The sequence below is a fragment of the Streptomyces sp. NBC_00846 genome, assembly GCF_045207325.1.
Taxonomy (GTDB): domain Bacteria; phylum Actinomycetota; class Actinomycetes; order Streptomycetales; family Streptomycetaceae; genus Streptomyces.
Genome location: NZ_CP108846.1, coordinates 2,137,429 through 2,160,676 on the forward strand (window position 1 = coordinate 2,137,429; position 23,248 = coordinate 2,160,676).

Genomic DNA, 23,248 nt, shown 5'->3' on the forward strand with positions numbered 1-23,248 from the left:
CGCGCGGGGTGCCGCCGCCTCCGGGAGTTCCGGAGCCGCCGCCGGCTCGGTGAGGGTACGAGTGGGCCGACGGCGGATCCGGGGTCAGGGGGGCGGGTGCCGGGTCAGCGGCTGTCGCTGCCGGACGAGTCCGCCGCCGCCCGGCCCGCCTCCAGGCGGGCGACGGGGATACGGAACGGGGAACAGGACACGTAATCCAGGCCCACCTCGTGGAAGAAATGCACCGACTCCGGGTCGCCGCCGTGCTCACCGCAGACGCCGAGCTTCAGGTCCGGGCGGGTGGCCCGGCCGGCCGCGACGGCGCTGCGGACCAGCGAGCCGACGCCGTCCTTGTCGATCGTCTCGAACGGCGACACCCCGAAGATGCCCTTCTCCAGGTACGCGGTGAAGAACGAGGCCTCCACGTCGTCACGGGAGAAGCCCCACACCGTCTGCGTCAGGTCGTTCGTGCCGAAGGAGAAGAACTGTGCGGCCTCGGCGATCTGACCGGCGGTCAGCGCGGCGCGCGGCAGCTCGATCATCGTGCCGATGCTCAGCTTCAGCCGGGTACCGGTGGCGGCCTCGACCTCGGCGATGACCTGGTCGGCCTCCTCGCGGACGATCTCCAGCTCCTGGACCGTGCCGACGAGCGGAATCATGATCTCGGCGCGCGGATCGCCCTTGGCGTTCTTGCGCTCGGCCGCGGCCTCGGCGATCGCCCGTACCTGCATGGCGAACAGGCCGGGGATGACGAGGCCGAGACGGACCCCGCGCAGACCCAGCATCGGGTTCTGCTCGTGCAGCTTGTGCACGGCCTGGAGCAGGCGCAGGTCGTTCTCGTTGGCGTCCTTTCGGGACTCGGCGAGCGCGACCCGTACCGAGAGCTCGGTGATGTCGGGCAAGAACTCGTGCAGCGGCGGGTCGAGCAGCCGTACGGTGACGGGCAGTCCGTCCATCGCCTCGAACAGCTCGATGAAGTCGGCCTTCTGGAGCGGAAGCAGCTCCTCCAGCGCGGTCTCGCGCTCGGCGTCGGTGTCCGCGAGGATCAGCTTCTCGACCATCTCGCGGCGCTCGCCGAGGAACATGTGCTCGGTGCGGCACAGGCCGATGCCCTGGGCACCGAAGCGGCGCGCCCGCAGCGCGTCCTCGGCATTGTCGGCGTTGGCCCGCACCCGCAGCCGGCGCACCCGGTCCGCGTACGCCATGATCCGGTGCACGGCGGCGACCAGCTCGTCGGCGTCGTCGGCGCCCGCGTGCATCCGGCCCTCGAAGTACTCGACGACCGGGGACGGCACGACGGGGACCTCGCCGAGGTACACCTTGCCGGTGGAGCCGTCGATGGAGACGACGTCGCCCTCCTCGATGACCCGGCCGCCCACCGCCATCCGGCGGCGCTTGGTGTCGACTTCGAGCTCCTCGGCGCCGCAGACACAGGTCTTGCCCATGCCGCGGGCGACGACGGCGGCGTGCGAGGTCTTGCCACCGCGCGAGGTCAGGATGCCCTCGGCCGCGATCATGCCGTCGAGGTCGTCGGGGTTGGTCTCGCGGCGGATGAGGATGACCTTCTCGCCGGACCGGGACCACTTCACCGCGGTGTACGAGTCGAAGACGGCCTTGCCGACCGCGGCGCCCGGTGAGGCTGCGATGCCGCGGCCGAGCAGTTCCGTTTTCGCTTCGTCGTCGAAGCGCGGGAACATCAGCTGCGCGAGCTGCGCCCCGTTGACCCGCTGGAGCGCCTCGGCCTCGTCGATCAGGCCCTGGTCGACGAGCTGGGTGGCGATCCGGAAGGCGGCACCGGCGGTGCGCTTGCCGACCCGGGTCTGGAGCATCCACAGCTGGCCGCGCTCGATGGTGAACTCGATGTCGCACAGGTCCTTGTAGTGCGTTTCGAGGGTTTCCATGATCCGCATCAGCTGGTCGTACGACTTCTTGTCGATCGACTCCAGCTCGGCGAGCGCCACGGTGTTGCGGATACCGGCGACGACGTCCTCACCCTGCGCGTTCTGCAGGTAGTCGCCGTAGACGCCCTGGTGCCCGCTGGCCGGGTCACGGGTGAAGGCGACGCCCGTACCGGAGTCGGGGCCGAGGTTGCCGAACACCATCGAGCAGACGTTGACGGCCGTGCCGAGGTCGCCGGGGATGCGCTCCTGGCGGCGGTAGAGCTTGGCCCGGTCGGTGTTCCACGAGTCGAAGACGGCCTTTATGGCCAGGTCCATCTGCTCGCGCGGGTCCTGCGGGAAGTCACGTCCGGCGTCCCGCGAGACGATCTTCTTGAACTGCTTGACCAGCTTCTTCAGGTCGGCCGCGTCGAGATCCACATCGACGGTGACGCCCTTGGCCTCCTTCGCCGCCTCCAGCGCCTCCTCGAAGAGGTCGCCGTCGACACCGAGGACGGTCTTGCCGAACATCTGGATGAGGCGGCGGTAGGAGTCCCACGCGAACCGCTCGTCGCCTGCCTGGGTGGCGAGACCGGCCACGGACTCGTCGGACAGGCCGATGTTGAGGACCGTGTCCATCATGCCGGGCATCGAGAACTTCGCCCCGGAGCGGACCGAGACCAGCAGCGGGTCGTCCGCCTGGCCGAGCTTCTTGCCCATCCGCGCCTCAAGGGCGTCGAGATGTGCGCTGACCTCGTCCCGGAGCTCCGCCGGCTCCTCGCCACTGTCGAGGTAGACCTTGCACGCCTCGGTGGTGATGGTGAAGCCCGGAGGGACGGGAAGCCCGAGATTGGTCATCTCGGCGAGGTTGGCACCCTTCCCACCGAGGAGGTCCTTCAGATCCTTGTTGCCCTCGGTGAAGTCATAAACGAACTTCTGGCCCTGGGCCTCCCGGGATTCCGGGGTGGATACGTGGGGATCTTTGTTTTCCGACACGGGTCTCGACTCCTCGAGGACGCGGTGGCTGCCCTGACGGCGAGGAACATACCCAGATCGAAGGTGTCTGGGTACGTCCGCTTGCGCGCCATGAGGCCTCAACCACCCGTCCGCCAGCAGATCGAAAGTGACATGGTCCGTCCCTCGATCGAAGGAATGTCTTCACTTCTTGAATGAATAAGCACTCAGCGCCACCGGAATCCCGCTGATCGATCACACAGAGCACCGGGAACGTCGATCGATCAAAATGGAGCCCATTGGCACCCAGTGCCACCATTTGAGAAGTGCAGCTCTCAAATTCGCGCTCATCTGAGCGTCTCGGTTCTCAGGGTGGCGAGAATCACTCTACGAGCAGCGCTCAGATGTCACCATCCGGACGCGTGTGCGGCGCCTGTCGGTCACGCGTTGATCATCGAGACGCAGCCGAGCGTGAACAGATATGGCTGCGCGAAGTCCGATGTGGATCTATCGGGACTCACCCATGGCCGGATGTCGTCGAACCCGGCCAAATAAGTCGCTCAGATGAGCGACGCTCGCGATGCGGCACGCGGTGCCTGTGCTGCGGTGAGCCTCCGACGGGGTCCGGAGGGCCGAAAGGGCTCCGGAAGGGCCGGAAGGGGCCGGAAGGGGCCGGAAGGGCACGAAAAGGGGCTCCCAGGAGCCTGTGCGGCTCTTGGGAGCCCCGGAAGAACCCGGGGGCAGCCCCGTCAGCCGCCCGAGGTGTCCAGCTCCGCGTCGGCGCCGACGCCCGCGCAGTCGTAGGGGTCCTTCAGCCAGCCGTCCGGCAGAACCACGCGGTTGTTGCCCGAAGTACGTCCGCGTGGCCCGTCGGCGCCGTCCGGCCACGGCTGGTCAAGGTCCAGCTCCCGCAACTGCCCGCCCAGCTCCTCCAGCGACGAGGTGATCGCCAGCTTCTTGCGCATCTCCGAACCGACCGAGAAACCCTTGAGGTACCAGGCGACGTGCTTGCGGAAGTCGATCACGCCACGGGTCTCGTCGCCGATCCACTCCCCCAGCAGCGTCGCGTGCCGGAGCATCACGTCGGCGACCTCCCGGAGCCCCGGCGCCTGCCGCGTCCGCGTCCCCTCGAAGGCGCTCACCAGGTCGCCGAACAGCCAGGGGCGGCCCAGGCAGCCGCGCCCGACGACCACACCGTCGCAGCCGGTCTCGCGCATCATCCGGCGGGCGTCGTCCGCGCACCAGATGTCGCCGTTGCCGAGGACGGGGATCTCCGGGACGTGCTCCTTGAGCCGGGCGATGGCGTCCCAGTCGGCGGTGCCGCCGTAGTGCTGGGCGGCCGTCCTGCCGTGCAGGGCGACGGCCGTGACGCCCTCCTCCACCGCGATCCGGCCCGCGTCGAGATAGGTGATGTGGTCGTCGTCGATGCCCTTGCGCATCTTGATCGTGACCGGCAGGTCACCCGCGTTGGAAACCGCCTGGTTGAGGATCGCGCGCAGCAGCGGCCGCTTGTACGGGAGCGCCGAGCCGCCGCCCTTGCGGGTCACCTTGGGGACCGGGCAGCCGAAATTCAGGTCGATGTGGTCGGCGAGGTTCTCGTCGACGATCATACGGACGGCCTTGCCGACGGTGACCGGGTCCACTCCGTACAGCTGGATCGAGCGCGGGGTCTCGCTCGCGTCGAAGTGGATGAGCTGCATGGTCTTCTCGTTGCGCTCGACCAGCGCCCGGGTGGTGATCATCTCGCTGACGAACAGCCCCTTGCCGCCGGAGAACTCCCGGCACAGGGTGCGGAACGGGGCGTTGGTGATGCCGGCCATGGGGGCGAGCACCACCGGCGGCTGCACCGTGTGCGGGCCTATCCGGAGCTGCGGGAGCGAGGGGGCGAGCGTGGTCATTGCTCCATTGTCGCGTACGGCGCGGAGCGCCCCGCCAGCAGAGTTCGTTAGTTAACCGTACTATCCATGTATGCCCGAGCTGAGCCCCCACCGACGGCAGTTGGTACTGGCGATCTGCTGTATGAGCCTGCTGATCGTCAGCCTCGACAACACCGTCCTCAATGTCGCCCTGCCGTCCATGCAGAAGGAACTGCACGCCACCGTGGCGGGCATGCAGTGGACGATCGACGCCTACACCCTCGTCCTCGCGTCGCTGCTGATGCTCGCGGGCTCCACCGCCGACCGGATCGGGCGCCGGAAGATCTTCAAGATCGGGCTCGTCCTCTTCACCCTCGGCTCGGTCCTCTGCTCCCTGGCACCGAACCTTGAGTCGCTGGTGGCGTTCCGGATGGTGCAGGCGGTAGGCGGCTCGATGCTGAATCCCGTCGCGATGTCGATCATCACCAACACCTTCACCGACCCGCGCGAGCGGGCCCGCGCCATCGGGGTGTGGGGCGGTGTCGTCGGCATCTCCATGGCGGCGGGCCCGGTGATCGGCGGTCTGCTGGTGGACTCGGTCGGCTGGCGATCGATCTTCTGGATCAATCTGCCGGTCGGTCTCGTCGCGCTCCTGCTCACCTGGCGGTACGTCCCCGAGTCCCGCGCCCCGAAGCCGCGCCGTCCCGACCCCGTGGGGCAGCTGCTGGTGATCGCGCTGCTCGGTTCACTGACGTACGCGATCATCGAGGCGCCCTCGGAGGGCTGGGACTCGCCGCGGATCCTGCTGTTCGCCGCGCTCGCCGGGTGCTCCCTGATCGGGCTGCTGCTGTACGAGCCGCGGCGTGCCGAGCCCCTGATCGATCTGCGCTTCTTCCGCAGCGCCCCGTTCAGCGGGGCCACCGTCATAGCGGTCTGCGCCTTCGCCGCGCTGAGCGGATTCCTCTTCCTCAACACCCTCTATCTGCAGAACGTGCGCGGGCTGAGCGCACTGCACGCCGGGCTCTACATGCTGCCGATGGCGGCCCTGACCTTTGTCTGCGCACCGCTGTCGGGGCGGCTCGTCGGCAGCCGGGGGCCGCGGCTCCCGCTGCTCGTGGCGGGGGTGGCCATGACGGCATGCGGGCTGATGTTCGCCGCGCTCGACGCGGAGACGAACGACGTCCTGCTGTTCACCGGCTACGTGCTGTTCGGCCTCGGCTTCGGCATGGTGAACGCGCCGATCACCAACACGGCCGTCTCCGGGATGCCGCGCTCGCAGGCCGGTGTGGCGGCGGCGGTCGCCTCGACCAGCCGGCAGGTCGGCGGGACGCTCGGGGTCGCCGTGATCGGTGCGGTGCTGGCGGCGGGCGTGGCCGGTACGGGGTCCCCGCGTAGCGCCGCGTACGCGACCGGGTTCGTGGACGCGAGCAAGCCCGCCTGGTGGATCCTCAGCGGGTGCGGGCTGTCCGTCCTGCTCGTGGGTGCACTGACCAGCGGGCGCTGGGCGCGGGAAACGGCGCGCCGGACCGCGGAGCGCCTGGAGGCGTCGGCGGGCGCCGCTGCCGGGGATCAGGCGTCGGCAAGCTCCAGGGTGTAAAGACGGAGCGGCCGCCGCCGGGGCGCGGACAAGCGGACAAGGGCGTGGGCCCGGACCACTTCAGGTGATCCGGGCCCACGGTCGTACGGGTGATCAGGAGGCGTCAGCTCCGCGCCGAGTCGTCCTGCTCGGACGCGCTCGGCTGCGCGGTGCCGTCCGACGACGGCTCGGCCCGGACAGAGCCGTCGTCGGAGTCGGAGGCTGATCCCGACTGCGCGCGCTCGCGCATCTTGCGCAGCAGTTCCTGCTTCTGGTCGGCGGCCGCCTTGCGGTCGGTGGTGCGGGCAGCGCCCACGCCCTGCTGCTCGGCGCGGGACAGCTTCTTGCGCTGTCCGCCCACACCGAGGAGGTTGTTACGGCTCTTGGCCACGGCGTTCTCCCATTCGTGGTGAGAATTGAGGTCTGAGGCGACCTGGATCGGTCCGATGGGCGGCGGGCGGTCGGGCCCGCCGCACTCTCACTCGTAGATCTGGAAGAACGAAGACATGCCCGAACCGTACCCCGGCCGGAACGGGCTCAGCACCCGGTTTTCCACCGGGTCGGCGCCCGCGGCCCGCTCAGGCGGTCCGGTCGACCGTTGCCCGGTGCGCCTCGGCGAGATGTTCCTCGGCCTTGAGCCAGGGCAGGAACTGGACGCCCTTGCGCCAGCCGCAGGTGTCGCAGTCCAACTGCCGCTGCATCCCCGGCTTCGTCACGTGGACGATGTGTTCACGGCCGTGCTGATCCCATCTGCTGACCTTGCTCGTGGTCGTGGACGGCATACGGGCCTCCTGGTGACGCGTGGACGCAACTGTTCGGCGTGGACAGTCTGCAACGAAGCCCCCGGTTCCGTACGGGGTACGGGGAACCGGGGGCTTCGCCGGGAAACCGCGGTGCGTCAGCAGCCCAGCAGCCGGGCGCCGAGGTAGGCCTGGATCTGGTCCAGGGAGACGCGCTCCTGCTTCATGGTGTCGCGCTCGCGCACGGTCACCGCGTTGTCGTCGAGGGTGTCGAAGTCGACGGTGACGCAGAACGGCGTACCGATCTCGTCCTGACGGCGGTAACGGCGGCCGATGGCGCCCGCGTCGTCGAACTCGATGTTCCAGTTCTTCCGCAGGTCGGTGGCGAGGCCCTTGGCCTTCGGCGACAGCTGCGGGTTGCGGGACAGCGGCAGGACGGCGACCTTGACCGGCGCGAGGCGCGGGTCGAGACGCATCACGGTGCGCTTCTCCATGACGCCCTTGGCGTTGGGCGCCTCGTCCTCGATGTAGGCGTCGAGGAGGAAGGCGAGCATCGCGCGGCCGACACCGGCCGCCGGCTCGATGACGTACGGAGTCCAGCGCTCGCCGGCCTCCTGGTCGAAGAAGGACAGGTCCGTGCCCGAGGCCTTGGAGTGCGCCTTGAGGTCGTAGTCCGTGCGGTTGGCGACGCCCTCCAGCTCGCCCCACTCGCTGCCGCCGAAGCGGAAGCGGTACTCGATGTCGGCGGTGCGCTTGGAGTAGTGCGAGAGCTTCTCCGCCGGGTGGTCGTACCAGCGCATGTTCTCCTCGCGCATGCCGAGGTCCGTGTACCAGTTCCAGCGCTGGTCCATCCAGTACTGCTGCCACTCCTCGTCCTCGCCCGGCTTGACGAAGAACTCCATCTCCATCTGCTCGAACTCGCGGGTCCGGAAGATGAAGTTGCCCGGAGTGATCTCGTTCCGGAAGGACTTGCCCATCTGGGCGATACCGAACGGCGGCTTCTTGCGCGAAGTCTGCTGCACCTGGCCGAAGTTGGTGAAGATGCCCTGCGCGGTCTCGGGACGCAGGTAGGCGACGGAGCCGGAGTCCTGGGTCGGGCCGAGGTGCGTGGAGAGCAGACCCGAGAACTGCTTGGGCTCGGTGAAGGTGCCCTTGTTGCCGCAGTTGGGGCAGTTGAGCTCGGTCAGGCCGTTCGCGGGAGCGTGGCCGTGCTTCTCCTCGTACGCCTCCTCCAGGTGGTCGGCGCGGAAGCGCTTGTGGCAGGAGGTGCACTCGGTCAGCGGGTCGGTGAACGTGGCGACGTGGCCGGAGGCGGACCACACCTCGGGGGCCAGGATGACCGACGAGTCGAGACCGACCACGTCCTCGCGCGAGGTGACCATGTAGCGCCACCACTGGCGCTTGAGGTTCTCCTTCATCTCCACGCCCAGCGGCCCGTAGTCCCAGGCGGCGCGCTGACCACCGTAGATCTCACTGCAGGGATAGACGAAGCCACGGCGCTTGCTCAGGCTGACGATGGAGTCGATCTTGTCGGCGGCCACGGTGCTCTCTTCATTACGACGGCGAAATTGGACAAGGGTGGCGCGAAGCGCCTCGGTGGGGGGTGACAGTCGGGAGACGGGCGGGCGAATACCCAAGATTACCGGCGGGCACGCCCCTGGGATCAAATCGGTATCGGCACGGACTGCCGAGGAGTCATCTCATCAGCCTTGTTGACAATCGTTTCCAGTTTTGTTGAAAATGACTGTCATGAACGTAAGCCGCCTCATACCCACTGCCGCCGTCGCCGGAGCAGCCGTCCTCGGTCTCACCGCGCTCACCGCCTGCTCCTCCTCGGACGCCGCCGACCACAAGAACGGCGGCAAGCTGAACGTGGTGGCCTCGTTCTATCCGATGCAGTTCCTGGCCGAGCAGATCGGCGGCAAGCACGTCTCCGTCACCACGCTGACCAAGCCGGGCCAGGAGCCGCACGACCTGGAGCTCAGCCCGCGGCAGATCGGCGGACTCACCGACGCCGGCTACATCCTCTACGTCAAGGGCATCCAGCCCGCCGTGGACGACGCGATCAAGCAGTCCGGGTCGAAGAACGTCATCGACGCCTCGACCCTCACCACGCTGGAGGACCACGGCACCGAGACCGGCGCCGACGAGCACGGCCACGAGCACCACGGCGACGAGGCCGGGGCCGACCCGCACATCTGGCTGGACCCGGTGAAGTACGCCGAGGTCGCCAAGGGCGTCGGGAAGTCGCTGGAGAAGACCGACCCCGACCACGCCGCGGACTACCGCAAGAACACGGAAGCGCTGGTCACCAAGCTCGACGGCCTGAACACGGCGTACGAGAACGGCCTGAAGAAAACCGCGACCAAGACCTTCATCACCACGCACTCCGCCTTCGGCTACCTCGCCGAGCGCTACGGCCTGACCCAGGAGGGCATCGCCGGCGTCGACCCCGAGGCCGAGCCCAGCCCCGCCCGGATCAAGGAGATCCACACCATCGCGGAGAAGAACAAGGTCTCCACCGTATTCTTCGAGACGCTCGCCAGCGACAGGACCGCGAAGACCCTCGCCAAGGACACCGGCCTGAAGACCGACGTCCTGGACCCGCTGGAGGGAATCACGGACAAGTCCAAGGGCGCTGACTACATCGAAGTCATGCAGTCCAACCTCGCCGCCCTGCAGAAGGCGCTCGGCGCGAAGTGATCCACGCAACACCCGTCACAGCCGCATCGGAGTCGCTCATGCCCGAGCCCGGGAGCACCACGACCGAACCCGTGATAGCCCTGCGCGGCGCCACGGCCACGCTCGGCGCGCGTCCGGTGCTGCGCGGCATCGACCTGACCGTCCACGGCGGCGAAGTCGTCGCCCTGCTCGGCGCCAACGGCTCGGGCAAGTCGACCGCCGTACGCTCCGTCATCGGTCAGGTCCCGCTCACCGGCGGCTCCGTCGAACTGTTCGGCACCCCGCTGCGCCGCTTCCGCTCCTGGGCGCGCGTCGGATACGTACCCCAGCGCACCACGGCGGCCGGCGGTGTCCCCGCCACGATCCGTGAGGTCGTGACCTCGGGGCGCCTGTCCCGGACGAAGCTGGGTCTGCTCCGCAAGGCCGACCGGGCTGCCGTCGACCGGGCCATCGAGCTCGTCGGCCTCGCCGACCGGGCCAAGGACTCGGTGGACGCGCTCTCCGGCGGGCAGCACCAGCGGGTGCTGATCGCCCGGGCGCTGGCCGCCCAACCGGAGTTGCTGATCATGGACGAGCCGATGGCCGGCGTCGATCTGGCCAGCCAGGAGATCCTCGCCTCGACGCTCCGTGAACAGGTCGCGGCCGGCACCACGGTGCTGCTCGTCCTGCATGAGCTCGGCCCGCTGGAGCCACTGATCGACCGCGCGATCGTGCTGCGCGACGGCTGTGTGATGCACGACGGGCCGCCCCCGAAGGCGCTGGGCCAGCACGCCCTGCCCGGACACGACCATGTACACCCCCACGCGGCCTCCGAGCCCGTCCGGACGGGACTGCTGAGCTGATCATGGAATTCCTCAACCCTCCGTTCATGCAGCGGGCCCTGCTCGCCGCCGTACTGGTCGGCGTCATCGCCCCCGCCGTCGGCATCTATCTCGTCCAGCGCCGCCAGGCCCTGATGGGCGACGGCATCGGCCACATCGCGATGACCGGTGTCGGCCTCGGCTTCCTGCTCTCCACCAGCCCGGTGTGGATGGCCACGGCGGTCGCCGTCGTCGGCTCCGTCGCGATGGAGCTGATCCGCTGGTACGGACGCACCCGCGGCGACATCGCGCTGGCCATGCTGTTCTACGGCGGTATGGCGGGCGGTGTCCTGCTGATCAACCTCTCCGACACCGGCTCCAACGCCAACCTCACCTCGTATCTCTTCGGCTCCCTCTCCACGGTCTCCACCGAGGACATCACCGCGATCTGCCTGCTGGCCGCCTTCGTGCTGCTGGTGACGCTGGGGCTGCGCCGGCAGCTCTTCGCCGTCAGCCAGGACGAGGAGTTCGCCCGGGTCACCGGGCTGCCGGTGCGCGCGCTGAACCTGCTGGTCGCCGTGACCGCGGCAGTGACCGTCACCGTGGCGATGCGGGTCGTCGGGCTGCTGCTGGTCAGCGCGCTGATGGTGGTGCCGGTCGCGGCCGCGCAGCAGATCTCCCGGTCCTTCAAGGTGACATTCGTGCTGTCGGTCGTCATCGGTACGGCGGTGACCCTGGCCGGCACCGTGACCTCGTACTACCAGGACGTCCCGCCCGGCGCGACGATCGTGCTGCTGGCCATCGTGGTCTTCGTCGGCCTGACGCTGCTCGCGACCCCGCTGGCCAGAAGGCGCGCCCGGCGCGACGAAGCCGCGTCCGAGGAGTGCACTCTGGAGGTACCGGCCTCCCGTCCGGCCCCGGACGGGCTCAGGGTTTGACCGTGGCGCCCGGGCGGGCTGGCACAATGGCCCGACACAGGTACGGGCGACACGAGGAGGCTGCTGTGGCGACGGCGCCGATCAGTGGAACGAACGCGGCCCCGGTACGCGGCCGCTCGACCCGGCAACGGGCGGCGGTGGCGGCGGCGCTCGACGAGGTGGACGAGTTCCGCAGCGCCCAGGAGCTGCACGACGTGCTCAAGCACCGCGGTGACTCGGTGGGGCTGACCACCGTCTACCGCACCCTTCAGTCCCTCGCCGACGCGGGCGAGGTCGATGTACTGCGCACCACGGACGGCGAGTCCGTGTACCGGCGCTGCTCGACCGGCGATCACCATCACCATCTGGTGTGCCGGATGTGTGGCAAGGCCGTGGAGGTCGAGGGGCCCGCAGTGGAGCAGTGGGCGGAGACGATCGCCGCGCAGCACGGGTATGTGAACGTGGCACACACGGTGGAGATCTTCGGAACGTGCGCGGAGTGCGCGGCCGTGAAGGAGTGACGGCCTTCGCGCGGGCGTTCAGCGCCTTTGTGAAGTCGGCCGTGGTCGGCTGGTGCTCCAGCTCGGCCACGGCCTCCTCCGCGTCCCGCCCCTGAGTTGTCATGGGGCGGGATCGTCACGGCAGGGTCAGACAGCCGGATCGGCGGTACCCGCCTCCACCGCGCCCCCGAAGCGCCGGTCCCGCTGGGCGTATTCCACGCAGGCCCGCCACAGGTCGCGGCGGTCGAAGTCCGGCCACAGCACGTCCTGGAAGACCATCTCGGCGTAGGCGCTCTGCCAGATCAGGTAGTTGGACGTGCGCTGCTCGCCGCTGGGGCGGACGAAGAGGTCGACGTCCGGCATGTCCGGGTAGTAGATGTACTTCGCGAACGTCTTCTCGTTGACCTTCGACGGATCCAGCTTCCCGGCCGCGACGTCCTGCGCGATCCGCTGCGCCGCGTCGGCGATCTCGGCCCGGCCGCCGTAGTTGACGCAGAAGTACAGCGTCATTTTGTCGTTGTCCTTCGTCTGCTCCTGGGCGACCTGGAGCTCCTGGACGACGGACTTCCACAGCTTGGGCATGCGCCCCACCCAGCGGATGCGGATGCCCAGTTCGTCCATCTCGTCGCGGCGGCGGCGGATGACGTCCCGGTTGAAGTTCATCAGGAACTTCACTTCCTCCGGGGACCGCTTCCAGTTCTCGGTGGAGAACGCGTACAGCGAGAGGTTCTTCACGCCCATCTCGATGCAGCCCTTGAGGACGTCCATGACGACGCCCTCGCCGACCTTGTGTCCCTCGGTGCGCGGGAGGCCGCGCTCCTTGGCCCAGCGGCCGTTTCCGTCCATCACGACGGCGATGTGCTTGGGCACCAGCTCGCCGGGGATCTTCGGGGGCGTGGCACCGGAAGGGTGCGGCTCCGGGGTCTTGTAGTCGCGCCGATTACGGCCGCCGAGCATCCCGCGTACTGCCATGAGCTTCTCTCGTCTCTCTGTGTCACCTGGTAATCGGAGGATGCCCGTATCTTCAGGCCCGTGAGGAATCCGGCTTCCCTCGTAGCGGGGCAACGGTAGGGGAATCGCCGCTGGGCGATGCCCCGTCCACCGTAACGTCACTGAGGCCGCCCTCGATCAGGTGCAGGATCTCGGAGTTGATCGACCGCCGGTCCGCGGCCGCCTGGACCGTCAGTCGTGCGTGCAAGTCATCTGGGATACGCAGAGCGAAACGGATCATGATGTTATTATGACGTCATGGCGACATCAAGGGAAGCCGAGGTGACCGAGTGCGCCCGGTACACCTACCGGCTTCGCGTGTCGCCCACCGCTCACACCGCTCTGAACGCTGAGTGGGACTGCTGCCGGTGGATCTGGAACGAGTGCGTGGCAAAGTCGAAGGCCGTCCACGCGCTCAGCCGGGCGACGGGCGAGAAGTTGACGTGCGGCCCGGCACAGCTCGACAAGATGCTGACAGAGGCCCGCGCCCACACTCCATGGCTGGCCAAGTGCTCCTCGGTACCTCAGCAGCAGGTCATCCGGGATTTCGCGAAGTCCCGGGCGAAGGCACTGAAGGACGTCAAGGCCCGGCTGCCCATGCACCGTCGGGCCGGAATGCCCAAGTGCAGGAAGAAGCACGAGGCGCTTCCCACGCTGAACTACACCCGTCGGGGGTTTCGCCTCAAGGACCGGCGCCTACATCTCGCCGGAGGCATCACCTTGACCGTGGTGTGGTCGCGAGAGCTGCCCGCCGCACCGTCCAGTGTGCGCGTATACCAGGACGCTCTGGGCCACTGGTACGCCTCCTTCGTCGTCCCCACTCGAGTGGATCCCCTTCCGCCGACCGGTGCAGTGCTCGGGATCGACTGGGGCGTGAAAGAGACCGCCACCACCACAAACGACGCCTACGACCTTCCCCACGCCCAGCACGGGCGAGGCGCTCAGGTGAAACTAACCCGCTACCAGCGGATGACGGCCCGACGCCGCCCCGCCGGAGGACGGGCCGCCTCCAAGGGCTACCGCAAGGCGAAGAGGCAGACGGCGAAGCTACACAAGAAGGTGGCTCGGCAGCGACAGGACACCGGTCGCAAGTGGGCCAAGAAGGTGGTACGCGCCCACGATGCCTTGGCCATCGAGGACTTCCGCCCGAAGTTCCTCGCACGGTCGACCATGGCACGCAAGGCGGCCGACGCCGCGATCGGCACCACGAAACAGACTCTGATCGAGATGGCCCGCAAGCACGCTCGGGACGTCCACCTCGTACACCCCGCGCACACCACCATGGACTGCGCACAGTGCGGAGCGAGAACCAAGCACGCACTCCCCCTCTCCGAAAGGACATACACCTGCACCGCGTGCGGAGCCGTATCCCCCAGGGATAAGAACTCCGCCCGCGTCATGCTGATCCGGGCTGGTCTCGTACCCGGCTGGTGCTGATCGTGCAAGACCTACGCGCCCGCCGGGCCGCAGGCAGCGTGAGCCAGGAATCCCCCTCGTTCGCGAGGGGGAGGAGTCAATTCTCTACGTACCGCAGTGAGCGCAGCCCGCGCTCCAGATGCCAGTGCAGATAGGCGGACACCAGTCCGCTCCCCTCCCTGACATGACGCGCCTCGCACGCGTCCGCCGTGTCCCAGTCGCCGGTGAGCAGCGCGCTCAGCAGCGTGACGGCCTCAGCCGAGGGTACGACGCTGCCGGGCACCCGGCAGTCGCCGCATACGACGCCGCCCGCCGCGACGGAGAAGAAACGGTTCGGTCCGGGCATTCCGCACTTCGCGCAGTCCTCGAAGCTGGGTGCGTAGCCGTTGACGGCGAGCGAACGCAGCAGGAACGCGTCGAGGATGAGATGCGGCTCGTGTTCGCCGCGGGCGAGGGTGCGCAGCCCGCCGACGAGCAGCAGGTACTGCTGGACCGCGGGCTCGCCCTCGTGGTCGGTGAACCGCTCGGCGGTCTCCAGCATCGCGGTGCCCGCGGTGTAGCGGGCGTAGTCGGTGACGATGCCGCCGCCGTACGGGGCGATCGTCTCGCTCTGGGTGCAGAGCGGCAGTCCGCGGCCGATCAGTTCGCTGCCCCGGGCGAAGAACTGCACGTCGACGTGGGAGAAGGGTTCCAGCCGTGCCCCGAACTTGGACTTCGTGCGCCGCACCCCGCGCGCGACGGCCCGCACCCGGCCGTGGCCGCGGGTCAGGATCGTGATGATCCGGTCGGCCTCGCCCAGCTTCTGCGTGCGCAGCACCACGCCGTCGTCCCGGAACAAGCTCATACGTCCATTGTCCGGTACGCAGACGGCGCGTCGGGCCCGCCCCCGCAACCGGGTCCGTTCAGGACGGGGTACGCGCCGCCGCGGCGAGAAGCCGGGCCGTGTCCTCGGCGCGGAGTTGCAGCGCCCCGCCGACCGTGGTCAGCACCTCGCGCTCCGCCTGCCCGTACGGGCCGTCGGCGAGCGCGATCCTGGCGCCCTGCAGCAGGATCGATTCGCGCCCGGCGGGGGCCAGATGCGGGGCGAGGGGTTCCAGCGCCTCGTGCAGTTCGATGGCGAGGGCCGCTCCGCAGGCCTCGGCTGCCGGGTCGAAGGCGGAGCCGTGGCCGATGTCGGCGGAGAGCACCTCGACGACGGTGGCGAGCTGTTCCTCCGTGCAGTCGTCGAATCCGGCTTCGCGCACGGCGGTGGCCGCGGTCTCCAGGACCGCACGGGAGGCGGTGCCGCCGGCCGCGAGTACGCCGAGCGCGACCGTGTGGACGGCGTCGCGGAGCATCGCGGAGAACCGGGTGGTGGTGGGGTGGTCGAGCACGTCGGTGCCGAAGTGGGCCCGGCAGGCGGCGCATTCGACGACGGGACCCGCGGTGCCGCGCCGCAGCGTCGGCACGCCGAGCACCGTGAAGCGCCGACGGCCGGTGAGGCGGCGGTAGTTGCGGTCGCCGCCGCAGCCGGGGCAGAAGAACTCGCCGTCGCCGACGGTGTCCCAGATGGTGCGGATGCCGCAGATACGCAGCTTCATGGCGCGTTGTCCCAGGGCTGACCGCACGTCGCACACCTCCGTAACACTCCGGCAACATTGCCGTGTCGACGTGATGTTAACCACAGTCGCGATGTGGCGTCAGTACCTCGATCGTCACAACCCCCGGAGATGGCCGAACCCCGCCCCCCGGAGGCGGGTGGGCGGGGTCTTCGACCGTGCGGGCTTCAGGCCCTTTCGGGCGCCGGGTCAGCGGGTGGCACGGTTGACGGCCGAGACGACCGCCTTCAGCGAGGCACGCGTGGTGTTGGCGTCGATGCCGATGCCCCACAGGACCTTTCCTTCGATCGCGCACTCGATGTACGAGGCGGCCTGGGAGCTGGCCCCCTCGCTCATGGTGTGCTCGGTGTAGTCCAGCAGACGGACGTCGATGCCGATGGCCTGCAGCGCTTCGAAGAACGCGGAGATCGGGCCGTTGCCGGTGCCGGTCAGCACCGTGTCCGTACCGTCCACGGTCGCCTCGACGGTGATCGTGTCCCGGCCGTCGGAGCCGGTCGTGGTCTGGCCGGAGCGGATCTGTACGCGACCCCATTGAGCCGCAGCGTCGTCCGCGTTCGGCAGGTACTCGTCCTGGAACGTGGACCAGATCTGCGTCGGCGTGACCTCGCCGCCCTCGGCATCGGTCTTGGCCTGAATGATCCGGGAGAACTCGATCTGCATCCGGCGCGGCAGGTCCAGCTTGTGGTCGTTCTTCAGGACGTAGGCGATTCCGCCCTTGCCGGACTGCGAGTTGACCCGGATGACGGCCTCGTAACTGCGGCCGACGTCCTTCGGGTCGATCGGCAGGTACGGCACCGCCCACTCGAGGTCGTCGACGGTCTTGCCCTGGGCGGCCGCGTCGGCCTCCATGGCGTCGAAGCCCTTCTTGATGGCGTCCTGGTGGGAGCCGGAGAAGGCGGTGTAGACCAGGTCGCCCGCGTAGGGGTGGCGCGGGTGGACCTCCATCTGGTTGCAGTACTCGCTGGTGCGGCGGATCTCGTCGATCTGCGAGAAGTCGATCTGCGGGTCGACGCCCTGCGAGAACAGGTTCATGCCCAGCGTGACCAGGTCGACGTTGCCGGTGCGCTCGCCCTGGCCGAACAGGCAGCCCTCGATCCGGTCCGCACCGGCCATGATGGCCAGTTCGGCGGCGGCGACGGCGGTGCCGCGGTCGTTGTGCGGGTGGACCGACAGGCAGATGTGCTCGCGGCGCGACAGGTTGCGCGACATCCACTCGAACCGGTCCGCGTGCGTGGACGGGGTCGAACGCTCCACGGTGGCGGGCAGGTTGAGGATGATCTCGCGGCCCTCCTCCGGCTGCCAGACGTCACAGACCGCCTCGCAGACCTCCAGGGCGAAGTCCAGCTCGGTGTCGGTGAAGATCTCGGGGCTGTACTGGTAGCCGAAGATCGTCTCCGGACCCAGCAGCTTCTCCGCGTACTCCATGACCAGCCGGGTGCCGTCCACGGCGATCTGCTTGATGTCGTCCTTCGAGCCGCGGAAGACGACCCGGCGGAAGGTGGGCGCCGTCGCGTTGTACAGGTGCACGGTCGCGCGGTGGGCGCCGACGAGGGACTCCACGGTCCGCTCGATCAGGTCCTCGCGGGCCTGCGTCAGGACGGAGATCGTCACGTCCTCGGGGATCGCGCCCTCTTCGATGATGGAGCGGACGAACGCGAAGTCGGTCTCACCGGAGGACGGGAAGCCGACCTCGATCTCCTTGTAGCCCATGCGTACGAGCAGGTCGAACATCTCGCGCTTGCGGGCCGGCGACATCGGGTCGATCAGCGCCTGGTTGCCGTCGCGCAGGTCGGTGGAGAGCCAGCGGGGCGCGACGGTGATCCGGTTGTCCGGCCAGGTGCGGTCGGGGATCTCGACGGCCTCGTAGCGGCCGTACTTGTGGATCGGCATCCCGGACGGCTTCTGCAGCTGAGTGGCGTTGGTGATCGGCGTGGGGCGGCCGACAGCGGTGTAAGTAGCGGGCTGAGCGGGATTTACGACGGTCATTGCGCAGGGCTCCTCGGGGGTCCAACCAACGGGACGGCCGACTGTGTCGCTGCAACACCAGACTCCGCGGGGAGGGGGTCGGCCTACGACTACAGGCCCTCGCCGCGGCAGCTAAGAAGAAGCAGCCCGAAACGCATGATGCGACGAGCGTAGCCGAGAGGCGTCCGATGCGTCCGTCCCGTATCAGTATGCGGGACCGGGCACCGGAAACACCCAAGAGTGATCAATCACTCCATTTCATCAATTCTGGTCGCCACCAGTGACACCACGATTACCCAGTGCCACAGTCGCAGGTATGCAGCCTCAGTCTCAGCACGGGTTCCGCCCCGTCTTCTGCACCATCGTGCCGCCCCATGTCCTCGACAAGCTGTCGCAGTCCGACAACCCCGATCTGGCGGGCCCTGCTCGCCGCACCCTGGAGAGCGACGCCGCCCGCCGCACCCGCCGCCAGATGGCCACGGTCGTCACCGTGCCCACCGCCCGCACGACCGAGGGGGAAGCCTCCGACAAGCCCGACCGGACCCTGTACGACTGCCGCCACCGCACCCGGCTGCCCGGCACCAAGGTCCGCGCGGAGGGCCAGGAGCCGACAAAGGACGCGAGCGTCAACCGCGCGTACGCGGGGCTCGGAGCCACCTTCGAGCTGCTGCTCACGGCGTACGGCCGCCGTTCGATCGACGGCAACGGGCTGCCGCTGATCGGATCGGTGCACTACGACGACAAATACAACAACGCCTTCTTCGACGGCGAGCAGATGGTCTTCGGCGACGGGGACGGCGAGATCTTCCTGGACTTCACCGTCGCCATCGACGTGATCGCCCACGAGCTGACGCACGGCCTCACCCAGTACACGGCCAATCTGAGCTACTACGGCCAGTCCGGCGCGCTCAACGAATCGGTGTCCGACGTCTTCGGCTCCCTGGTCAAGCAGTACTCACTGGGCCAGAGCGCCGACCGGGCCGACTGGCTGATCGGCGCCGGACTGCTGGCACCCGGTGTCCAGGGCGACGCCCTGCGCTCCATGAAGGCGCCGGGAACCGCGTACGACGACGACGTGCTCGGTAAGGACCCGCAGCCCGCGAAGATGGAGGACTACGTCCACACCAGCGAGGACAACGGCGGGGTGCATCTCAATTCGGGCATCCCGAACCGCGCGTTCTATCTGCTGGCGACGGCACTCGGCGGCAATGCGTGGGAGCGGGCCGGGCAGCTCTGGTTCGATGTGCTCACAGGTGGTCAACTGGCCGTGGACGCGGACTTCGCCTCCTTCGCCCGGTTGACGGTGGCCGCGGCCCGCAGCCGCTTCGGGGAAGGCGACGAGGCGGAGGCGGTCCTGAAGGCATGGTCGGAGGTGGGCGTACCGACCGCGTAGCGCACACAGCGGGCATTCCCGGGCCCGTCCGGCGATGGAGGACACCACATGCGGATCCAGGTCAGCAGGACCGGCGGCTTCGCCGGCATCACACGCCACCGCGAGGTCGACACCACCGGACGGGCCGACGCCGGGGAGTGGGAGGCCCTGGCCGAATCGGCGCTGGCCGCGGGCCACGACACCCCGCCCCCGGGCGTCCCGGACGGCTTCCAGTACCGGATCACGATCGGCGACCGCACGATCCACTGCGCGGACCCGAAGCTGACCGACGCCCAGCGCGCGCTGATCTCGCGCGTCCTGAAGGAGGGCGCGTGAGCGGGGCGTACGCCACCTGACTGCACGGGTCGGAACCCCGGCTCCGGGACGGAATCCCCGGACCGGGGCAGCGGTCAGAACCCCGGCTTCCGCAGCTGCTTCGGGCGTCTGCACCGGCCTCCGGCCCCCGGACCGGGGCAGCGGTCAGAACCCGAGCTTCCGCAGCTGCTTCGGGTCGCGCTGCCAGTCCTTGGCCACCTTCACGTGCAGGTCCAGGAAGACCGGCGTGCCGAGCAGGGCCTCGATGTGCTTGCGCGACTTCGTGCCGACGTCCTTCAGGCGCTTGCCCTTCGGGCCGATGATGATGCCCTTCTGGCTGGGGCGCTCGATGTAGACGTTGGCGTGGATGTCGAGCAGCGGCTTGTCCGCCGGACGGTTCTCGCGCGGCAGCATCTCCTCGACGACGACCGCGATGGAGTGCGGCAGCTCGTCCCGTACGCCTTCGAGCGCGGCCTCCCGGATCAGCTCCGCGACCATGACCATCTCGGGCTCGTCCGTGAGGTCGCCCTCCGGGTAGAGCGGCGGGCTCTCCGGGAGCAGCGGCGCGATCAGATCGGCCAGCAGGCTCACTTGGCCAGCCCCTCTCCCACCACCACCCTTGTTCGAGGGACTGCGTCCCGCCTCCTGCTCCGCCTCCACCGCGGAGACCGGAATGATCTCGGCCCACTCGAAGCCGAGCTCCTCGCCGAGGCGGGAGACGGCGAGCAGCTGTTCGGCGAGCTGCTTGGAGTCGACCAGGTCGGTCTTGGTGATGACGGCGATCTTCGGGGTCTTCTTGATGCCCGCGAGTTCCTTGACGATGTACTTGTCGCCGGGGCCGAGCTTCTGGTCGGCGGGCAGGCAGAAGCCGATGACGTCGACCTCGGCCCAGGTGGTCCGCACGACGTCGTTGAGACGCTCGCCCAGCAGCGTGCGCGGCTTGTGGAGGCCCGGGGTGTCGACCAGGATCAGCTGCGCGTCCTCGCGGTGCACGATGCCTCGCACGGTGTGCCGCGTGGTCTGGGGCCGGTTGGAGGTGATCGCCACCTTCTGGCCGACCAGAGCGTTCGTGAGGGTGGACTTGCCCGCGTTGGGGCGGCCCACGAAGCAGGCGAAGCCGGCCCGGTGGGGGGCGTTGTTCGCAGCCTGCTGTGCAGCGGCTTCTGTGTCAGGTCGAACGCTCATGGCGCCCATTGTCCCCGATCCTGGCGGCCCCGCCGTACCAACCGCCTCGGCGGGGCTCCTGCCGCGCCGTCTCAGGCCCTACGGGTGCGGCTCCGACGGGCCCGTATCCACATCCCCGCACCCCCGCCGACGATCACCAGCAGGACCCCGGCCACCAGCCAGGGCAGTGCGAAGTACGGGGCGGCGGCGGACTCGCGGGTGTCCCGGGCGCTCGCGGTCACCTTGATCTCTCCCCATTCCAGCTGCGGCGCGCCGGCCCACTGTTCGGTCAGCCGGACCCGCTGGCGGGGCAGCAGCTCGGAGGGGATCTTCTTCAGGTCGCGGGCGAGCAGGGTGCGGCCGAAGAGTCCCTCGGCCCTGAGAGCGACCTTGGGGTTGAGAGTGACGTTGCCCCGGTTGTGGAGCGTGTACGAGATGACGGCCCGGCTCTTCCCAGTGCCCGGGACCAGCGGCTGGCTGTGCTCGACCCGGACGTCGTCCACGGAGAGCGCAGGCATGGTCGGCCCGTTCACCCGCAGATAGATCCGTGCGCCGACCGCCTTGCGGATGCCGACGGCGACGGCTCCCGCATCGGCCGGGTCGATGCGTTCGTCGAGGGCGACGAGCGCGCCGGGGTGGTCGCCGGGCTCGGCGTCCTCGGGGACGGTGATGGTGAGCGGGACGGTGACGGAGCCGTGCGGCCGCACGGTGACGCGGTCGCGGTCGGTCCTCGCCCAGGCGCCGACCGAGTGCTGCTTCTCGTTCTGGGCGCGGACGGCGAAACCGCCGTCGCGTGCGGTGTTGTACGCGTCGGCCGCGTACAGCCGGAAGGTCTGCGGCCGGTCCGTCTTGTTGGTGACGGTGACCTTGTCGTCGAGTGTGGCGCCGGGGTCGGCGGAGAGGTAGAAGTACGGGCGCTGACCGGCCTGTGCGGTGGCCGGGTAGACCGACCAGCTGCCGTTGTCCGCGGCGTGCGCCGTGGGCGCGCCGGTCAGCAGGAGGGCGCCGGCCAGGAGGAGTACGTACAGCTTGCGCACGGTGCGGGGCCTCCGGGTTGGTCGGTCGGGGGTCGGGACGGGCGGTCCGGGCGGGTGCGCGCCCGGTCCACCGGTCGGTCGGGGCAGCTCGGTCACGTGAGCGTGAGAGTGAGCACGCCGGAGTACGCGCCGGGGGCGGTGTACGCCGGTACGGTCAGCGCGAGCCGGGCGTCGACGGTGAACTCACCGCCGGTGAGGGTCCCGTTCGGTGCGGATGCCAGCGTGGCGCCCGCGCTGCCGACCGGACCCTCGGAACCGGCCGCGCAGGTGCTGGCGCTGCCGGATTTCGTCGCGCAGACCGGGGTCCAGGCGAGAGCGGACGCGTCGATCGTCGCGCCGCCGGGGCCCTTGAAGTCGGTGACCTTTCCGGTCAGGGACCAGCCGGCGGGTCCGCCGCGGTAGTCCTCGACCGTCACCGTCTGGAGGGAGCCGCGGGAGGCGCCGCCCTTCCCGAAGTCGACCGCCGACATCTCGACGGCGTCCCCGGCCTGGACCATGGAGAGCGTGCCCGCCTTGACGGACGTGTTGAGCCGCTGGCTGCCGTCCGGGGTCTCCCCGCCGCCACTCGTGACGGTGTAGGCCTGCGGGCCCGCCCCCTTGGCCGCGTCCCAGCCGGCGCCCTCATAGGCGACGATGCCGGTGGTGGCCGGATCGCTGACGGTCAGCCGGCCGCTGAAGCCGCCGGAACCGTCCGCCTTGACGGTGGCCGTGTCGGCGGTCTGCTGGTCGCCGGCCCGGCCCGCGAGCGTGACGTCCGCGCCCGGGGTGAACTTCGACCCGGTCACGGTGACCGCGTCACCGGCCTGGCCGGATGCGGCCCCTAGCTGGATGGCACGCTCGTTGACCTGGCCGCCGCCGTCCGTCGCGATGATCGTCTCGGAGACGGGAGCGGGCGGGTCCGTCACCGTGCACGGAGTGTCCAGCTCCATGATGTAGCTGGTGTGGATGTTGTAGTCGCCCGGCGACAGCGTGATCTGGCCGGGCGCGGTGACCGTGAAGGTGCCGGTCATCGAGAACGACGGGAAGTTGCCCTTGCCGGGGACCGGATCGTTCTTCTTCGGGCCCGCGACGGTGACGCTCGCGGACTGCGCGCCGCCGACGGTGACCTTGCCGGTCGGCGTCATGATGTCGGCGGGCAGCGCCAGATCGACCGGGTTGCTCGCGGCCGGTTCGACGACGGTGTACGTGACCGTGACCGTGTCGCCCACGATCGGGGCGGCGTTGTCGACGGTGATCTCGGCCTTCGTCGTCCCGTCGATCGGCGGGATGCCCGCGATGGCCGGCGGGATGCAGTGCGTGGGGAAGTCCACCGGCGCGGAGGCCGTCGTGGTGGCCTGCGCGGGGCTCGCGAGCCCCCCTCCCCCCGCGACGACGAGCGCACCCACACCCAGCACGGCGGCCCAGCGGCGGCCGCGCGCGGGACGCGTTCGGGCACCGGATCTTCGCATGCTGATTCTTCGTACGGTCGGACGCATGGAGCCCCCTCCTGCCGGATACGGCGCAGCGGCTC

Annotated in this window: 20 protein-coding genes and 1 pseudogene; 8 read left to right on the forward strand and 13 right to left on the reverse strand. The window is 69.2% G+C overall.

The genetic code is table 11. From position 1 onward, the window contains the following. Positions 1-104: 104 nt before the first annotated feature. Both ppdK and dusB read right to left on the reverse strand, forming a co-directional pair. On the reverse strand, positions 105-2,852 hold the full coding sequence (gene ppdK, locus OG936_RS09925) for a pyruvate, phosphate dikinase (RefSeq protein WP_383756394.1): 2,748 nt from the start codon (positions 2,850-2,852) through the stop codon (positions 105-107). A 707-nt stretch (positions 2,853-3,559) separates the two neighbouring features. Then, entirely contained in the window at positions 3,560-4,708 is a 1,149-nt protein-coding gene (gene dusB, locus OG936_RS09930) for a tRNA dihydrouridine synthase DusB (RefSeq protein WP_383756392.1), read from the reverse strand. Positions 4,709-4,778: 70 nt separating this feature from the next. Between dusB and OG936_RS09935 the strand changes: the two genes are divergently transcribed. Then, positions 4,779-6,263, forward strand: a complete 1,485-nt coding sequence (locus OG936_RS09935; protein ID WP_406493988.1) for an MFS transporter — start codon at positions 4,779-4,781, stop codon at positions 6,261-6,263. A gap of 103 nt (positions 6,264-6,366) precedes the next feature. On the opposite strand, the gene OG936_RS09940 is transcribed toward OG936_RS09935, so the two are convergent. The 3 genes from OG936_RS09940 to OG936_RS09950 form a co-directional block, all read right to left on the reverse strand. Further along, a complete protein-coding gene (locus OG936_RS09940; protein ID WP_406493989.1) occupies positions 6,367-6,633 on the reverse strand; it encodes a DUF6243 family protein in 267 nt (88 codons plus the stop codon). A 187-nt stretch (positions 6,634-6,820) separates the two neighbouring features. Then, complete coding sequence (locus OG936_RS09945; RefSeq protein WP_383756383.1) at positions 6,821-7,024, reverse strand: hypothetical protein; 204 nt, start codon at positions 7,022-7,024, stop codon at positions 6,821-6,823. 116 nt (positions 7,025-7,140) lie between these two features. Then, the gene (locus tag OG936_RS09950; protein WP_383756382.1) at positions 7,141-8,523 is read right to left on the reverse strand and encodes a glycine--tRNA ligase; all 1,383 of its coding nucleotides are present in this window, start codon (positions 8,521-8,523) and stop codon (positions 7,141-7,143) included. Between the two features lie 208 nt (positions 8,524-8,731). Here OG936_RS09950 and OG936_RS09955 point away from each other — a divergent pair, with 208 nt between their 5' ends. The 4 genes from OG936_RS09955 (at position 8,732) to OG936_RS09970 (ending at position 11,902) form a co-directional block, all read left to right on the forward strand. Further along, entirely contained in the window at positions 8,732-9,685 is a 954-nt protein-coding gene (locus OG936_RS09955; protein ID WP_406493990.1) for a metal ABC transporter substrate-binding protein, read from the forward strand. A 38-nt stretch (positions 9,686-9,723) separates the two neighbouring features. Further along, positions 9,724-10,506, forward strand: a complete 783-nt coding sequence (locus OG936_RS09960) for a metal ABC transporter ATP-binding protein (RefSeq protein WP_383756378.1) — start codon at positions 9,724-9,726, stop codon at positions 10,504-10,506. A 2-nt stretch (positions 10,507-10,508) separates the two neighbouring features. Further along, positions 10,509-11,402 (forward strand): metal ABC transporter permease, encoded by an 894-nt coding sequence (locus OG936_RS09965; protein ID WP_406493992.1) that lies wholly within the window; start codon positions 10,509-10,511, stop codon positions 11,400-11,402. A 65-nt stretch (positions 11,403-11,467) separates the two neighbouring features. Next, the gene (locus OG936_RS09970) at positions 11,468-11,902 is read left to right on the forward strand and encodes a Fur family transcriptional regulator (RefSeq protein ID WP_266746107.1); all 435 of its coding nucleotides are present in this window, start codon (positions 11,468-11,470) and stop codon (positions 11,900-11,902) included. A 126-nt stretch (positions 11,903-12,028) separates the two neighbouring features. Here the strand turns inward: OG936_RS09970 and OG936_RS09975 are convergent, their stop codons facing one another. Further along, a complete protein-coding gene (locus OG936_RS09975) occupies positions 12,029-12,853 on the reverse strand; it encodes an isoprenyl transferase (protein WP_406381280.1) in 825 nt (274 codons plus the stop codon). A gap of 52 nt (positions 12,854-12,905) precedes the next feature. Then, positions 12,906-13,112 (reverse strand): FitA-like ribbon-helix-helix domain-containing protein, encoded by a 207-nt coding sequence (locus OG936_RS09980; RefSeq protein ID WP_327275340.1) that lies wholly within the window; start codon positions 13,110-13,112, stop codon positions 12,906-12,908. A gap of 17 nt (positions 13,113-13,129) precedes the next feature. Between OG936_RS09980 and OG936_RS09985 the strand changes: the two are divergent. Beyond that, positions 13,130-14,408 (forward strand): annotated as a pseudogene (locus tag OG936_RS09985) (RNA-guided endonuclease InsQ/TnpB family protein). Here the strand turns inward: OG936_RS09985 and recO are convergent. The 3 genes from recO to leuA form a co-directional block, all read right to left on the reverse strand. Then, complete coding sequence (gene recO / locus OG936_RS09990; protein ID WP_406493995.1) at positions 14,385-15,131, reverse strand: DNA repair protein RecO; 747 nt, start codon at positions 15,129-15,131, stop codon at positions 14,385-14,387. The pseudogene OG936_RS09985 and the gene recO overlap by 24 nt on opposite strands. A 58-nt stretch (positions 15,132-15,189) precedes the next feature. Then, entirely contained in the window at positions 15,190-15,867 is a 678-nt protein-coding gene (locus OG936_RS09995; protein ID WP_406500386.1) for a TerB family tellurite resistance protein, read from the reverse strand. A 207-nt stretch (positions 15,868-16,074) separates the two neighbouring features. After that, on the reverse strand, positions 16,075-17,871 hold the full coding sequence (gene leuA / locus OG936_RS10000; RefSeq protein WP_406493997.1) for a 2-isopropylmalate synthase: 1,797 nt from the start codon (positions 17,869-17,871) through the stop codon (positions 16,075-16,077). 295 nt (positions 17,872-18,166) lie between these two features. Between leuA and OG936_RS10005 the strand changes: the two genes are divergently transcribed. Together OG936_RS10005 and OG936_RS10010 are read left to right on the forward strand one after the other, a co-directional pair. After that, positions 18,167-19,243, forward strand: a complete 1,077-nt coding sequence (locus OG936_RS10005; RefSeq protein ID WP_327259317.1) for a M4 family metallopeptidase — start codon at positions 18,167-18,169, stop codon at positions 19,241-19,243. A 48-nt stretch (positions 19,244-19,291) separates the two neighbouring features. After that, positions 19,292-19,558, forward strand: a complete 267-nt coding sequence (locus OG936_RS10010) for a protealysin inhibitor emfourin (protein ID WP_406493999.1) — start codon at positions 19,292-19,294, stop codon at positions 19,556-19,558. Between the two features lie 144 nt (positions 19,559-19,702). Here OG936_RS10010 and OG936_RS10015 read toward each other — a convergent pair whose 3' ends face one another. The 3 genes from OG936_RS10015 to OG936_RS10025 form a co-directional block, all read right to left on the reverse strand. Then, positions 19,703-20,731 (reverse strand): GTPase Era, encoded by a 1,029-nt coding sequence (locus OG936_RS10015; RefSeq protein ID WP_406494001.1) that lies wholly within the window; start codon positions 20,729-20,731, stop codon positions 19,703-19,705. A 62-nt stretch (positions 20,732-20,793) separates the two neighbouring features. Beyond that, a complete protein-coding gene (locus tag OG936_RS10020) occupies positions 20,794-21,738 on the reverse strand; it encodes a WxL protein peptidoglycan domain-containing protein (RefSeq protein WP_406494002.1) in 945 nt (314 codons plus the stop codon). A 92-nt stretch (positions 21,739-21,830) separates the two neighbouring features. Further along, on the reverse strand, positions 21,831-23,186 hold the full coding sequence (locus tag OG936_RS10025) for a beta-xylosidase (RefSeq protein ID WP_406494004.1): 1,356 nt from the start codon (positions 23,184-23,186) through the stop codon (positions 21,831-21,833). Between the last annotated feature and the right edge of the window lie 62 nt (positions 23,187-23,248).

Coding starts and splice junctions, on each gene's coding strand:
- dusB (WP_383756392.1), bottom strand. CDS start 4,708: ATGACCACGCTCGCCCCCTCGCTCCCGCAGCTCCGGATAGGCCCGCAC.
- OG936_RS09935 (WP_406493988.1), top strand. CDS start 4,779: ATGCCCGAGCTGAGCCCCCACCGACGGCAGTTGGTACTGGCGATCTGC.
- OG936_RS09945 (WP_383756383.1), bottom strand. CDS start 7,024: ATGCCGTCCACGACCACGAGCAAGGTCAGCAGATGGGATCAGCACGGC.
- OG936_RS09955 (WP_406493990.1), top strand. CDS start 8,732: ATGAACGTAAGCCGCCTCATACCCACTGCCGCCGTCGCCGGAGCAGCC.
- OG936_RS09960 (WP_383756378.1), top strand. CDS start 9,724: ATGCCCGAGCCCGGGAGCACCACGACCGAACCCGTGATAGCCCTGCGC.
- OG936_RS09965 (WP_406493992.1), top strand. CDS start 10,509: ATGGAATTCCTCAACCCTCCGTTCATGCAGCGGGCCCTGCTCGCCGCC.
- OG936_RS09975 (WP_406381280.1), bottom strand. CDS start 12,853: ATGGCAGTACGCGGGATGCTCGGCGGCCGTAATCGGCGCGACTACAAG.
- OG936_RS09980 (WP_327275340.1), bottom strand. CDS start 13,112: ATGATCCGTTTCGCTCTGCGTATCCCAGATGACTTGCACGCACGACTG.
- recO (WP_406493995.1), bottom strand. CDS start 15,131: ATGAGCTTGTTCCGGGACGACGGCGTGGTGCTGCGCACGCAGAAGCTG.
- OG936_RS09995 (WP_406500386.1), bottom strand. CDS start 15,867: ATGAAGCTGCGTATCTGCGGCATCCGCACCATCTGGGACACCGTCGGC.
- leuA (WP_406493997.1), bottom strand. CDS start 17,871: ATGACCGTCGTAAATCCCGCTCAGCCCGCTACTTACACCGCTGTCGGC.
- OG936_RS10005 (WP_327259317.1), top strand. CDS start 18,167: ATGCAGCCTCAGTCTCAGCACGGGTTCCGCCCCGTCTTCTGCACCATC.
- OG936_RS10010 (WP_406493999.1), top strand. CDS start 19,292: ATGCGGATCCAGGTCAGCAGGACCGGCGGCTTCGCCGGCATCACACGC.
- OG936_RS10015 (WP_406494001.1), bottom strand. CDS start 20,731: ATGGGCGCCATGAGCGTTCGACCTGACACAGAAGCCGCTGCACAGCAG.
- OG936_RS10025 (WP_406494004.1), bottom strand. CDS start 23,186: ATGCGAAGATCCGGTGCCCGAACGCGTCCCGCGCGCGGCCGCCGCTGG.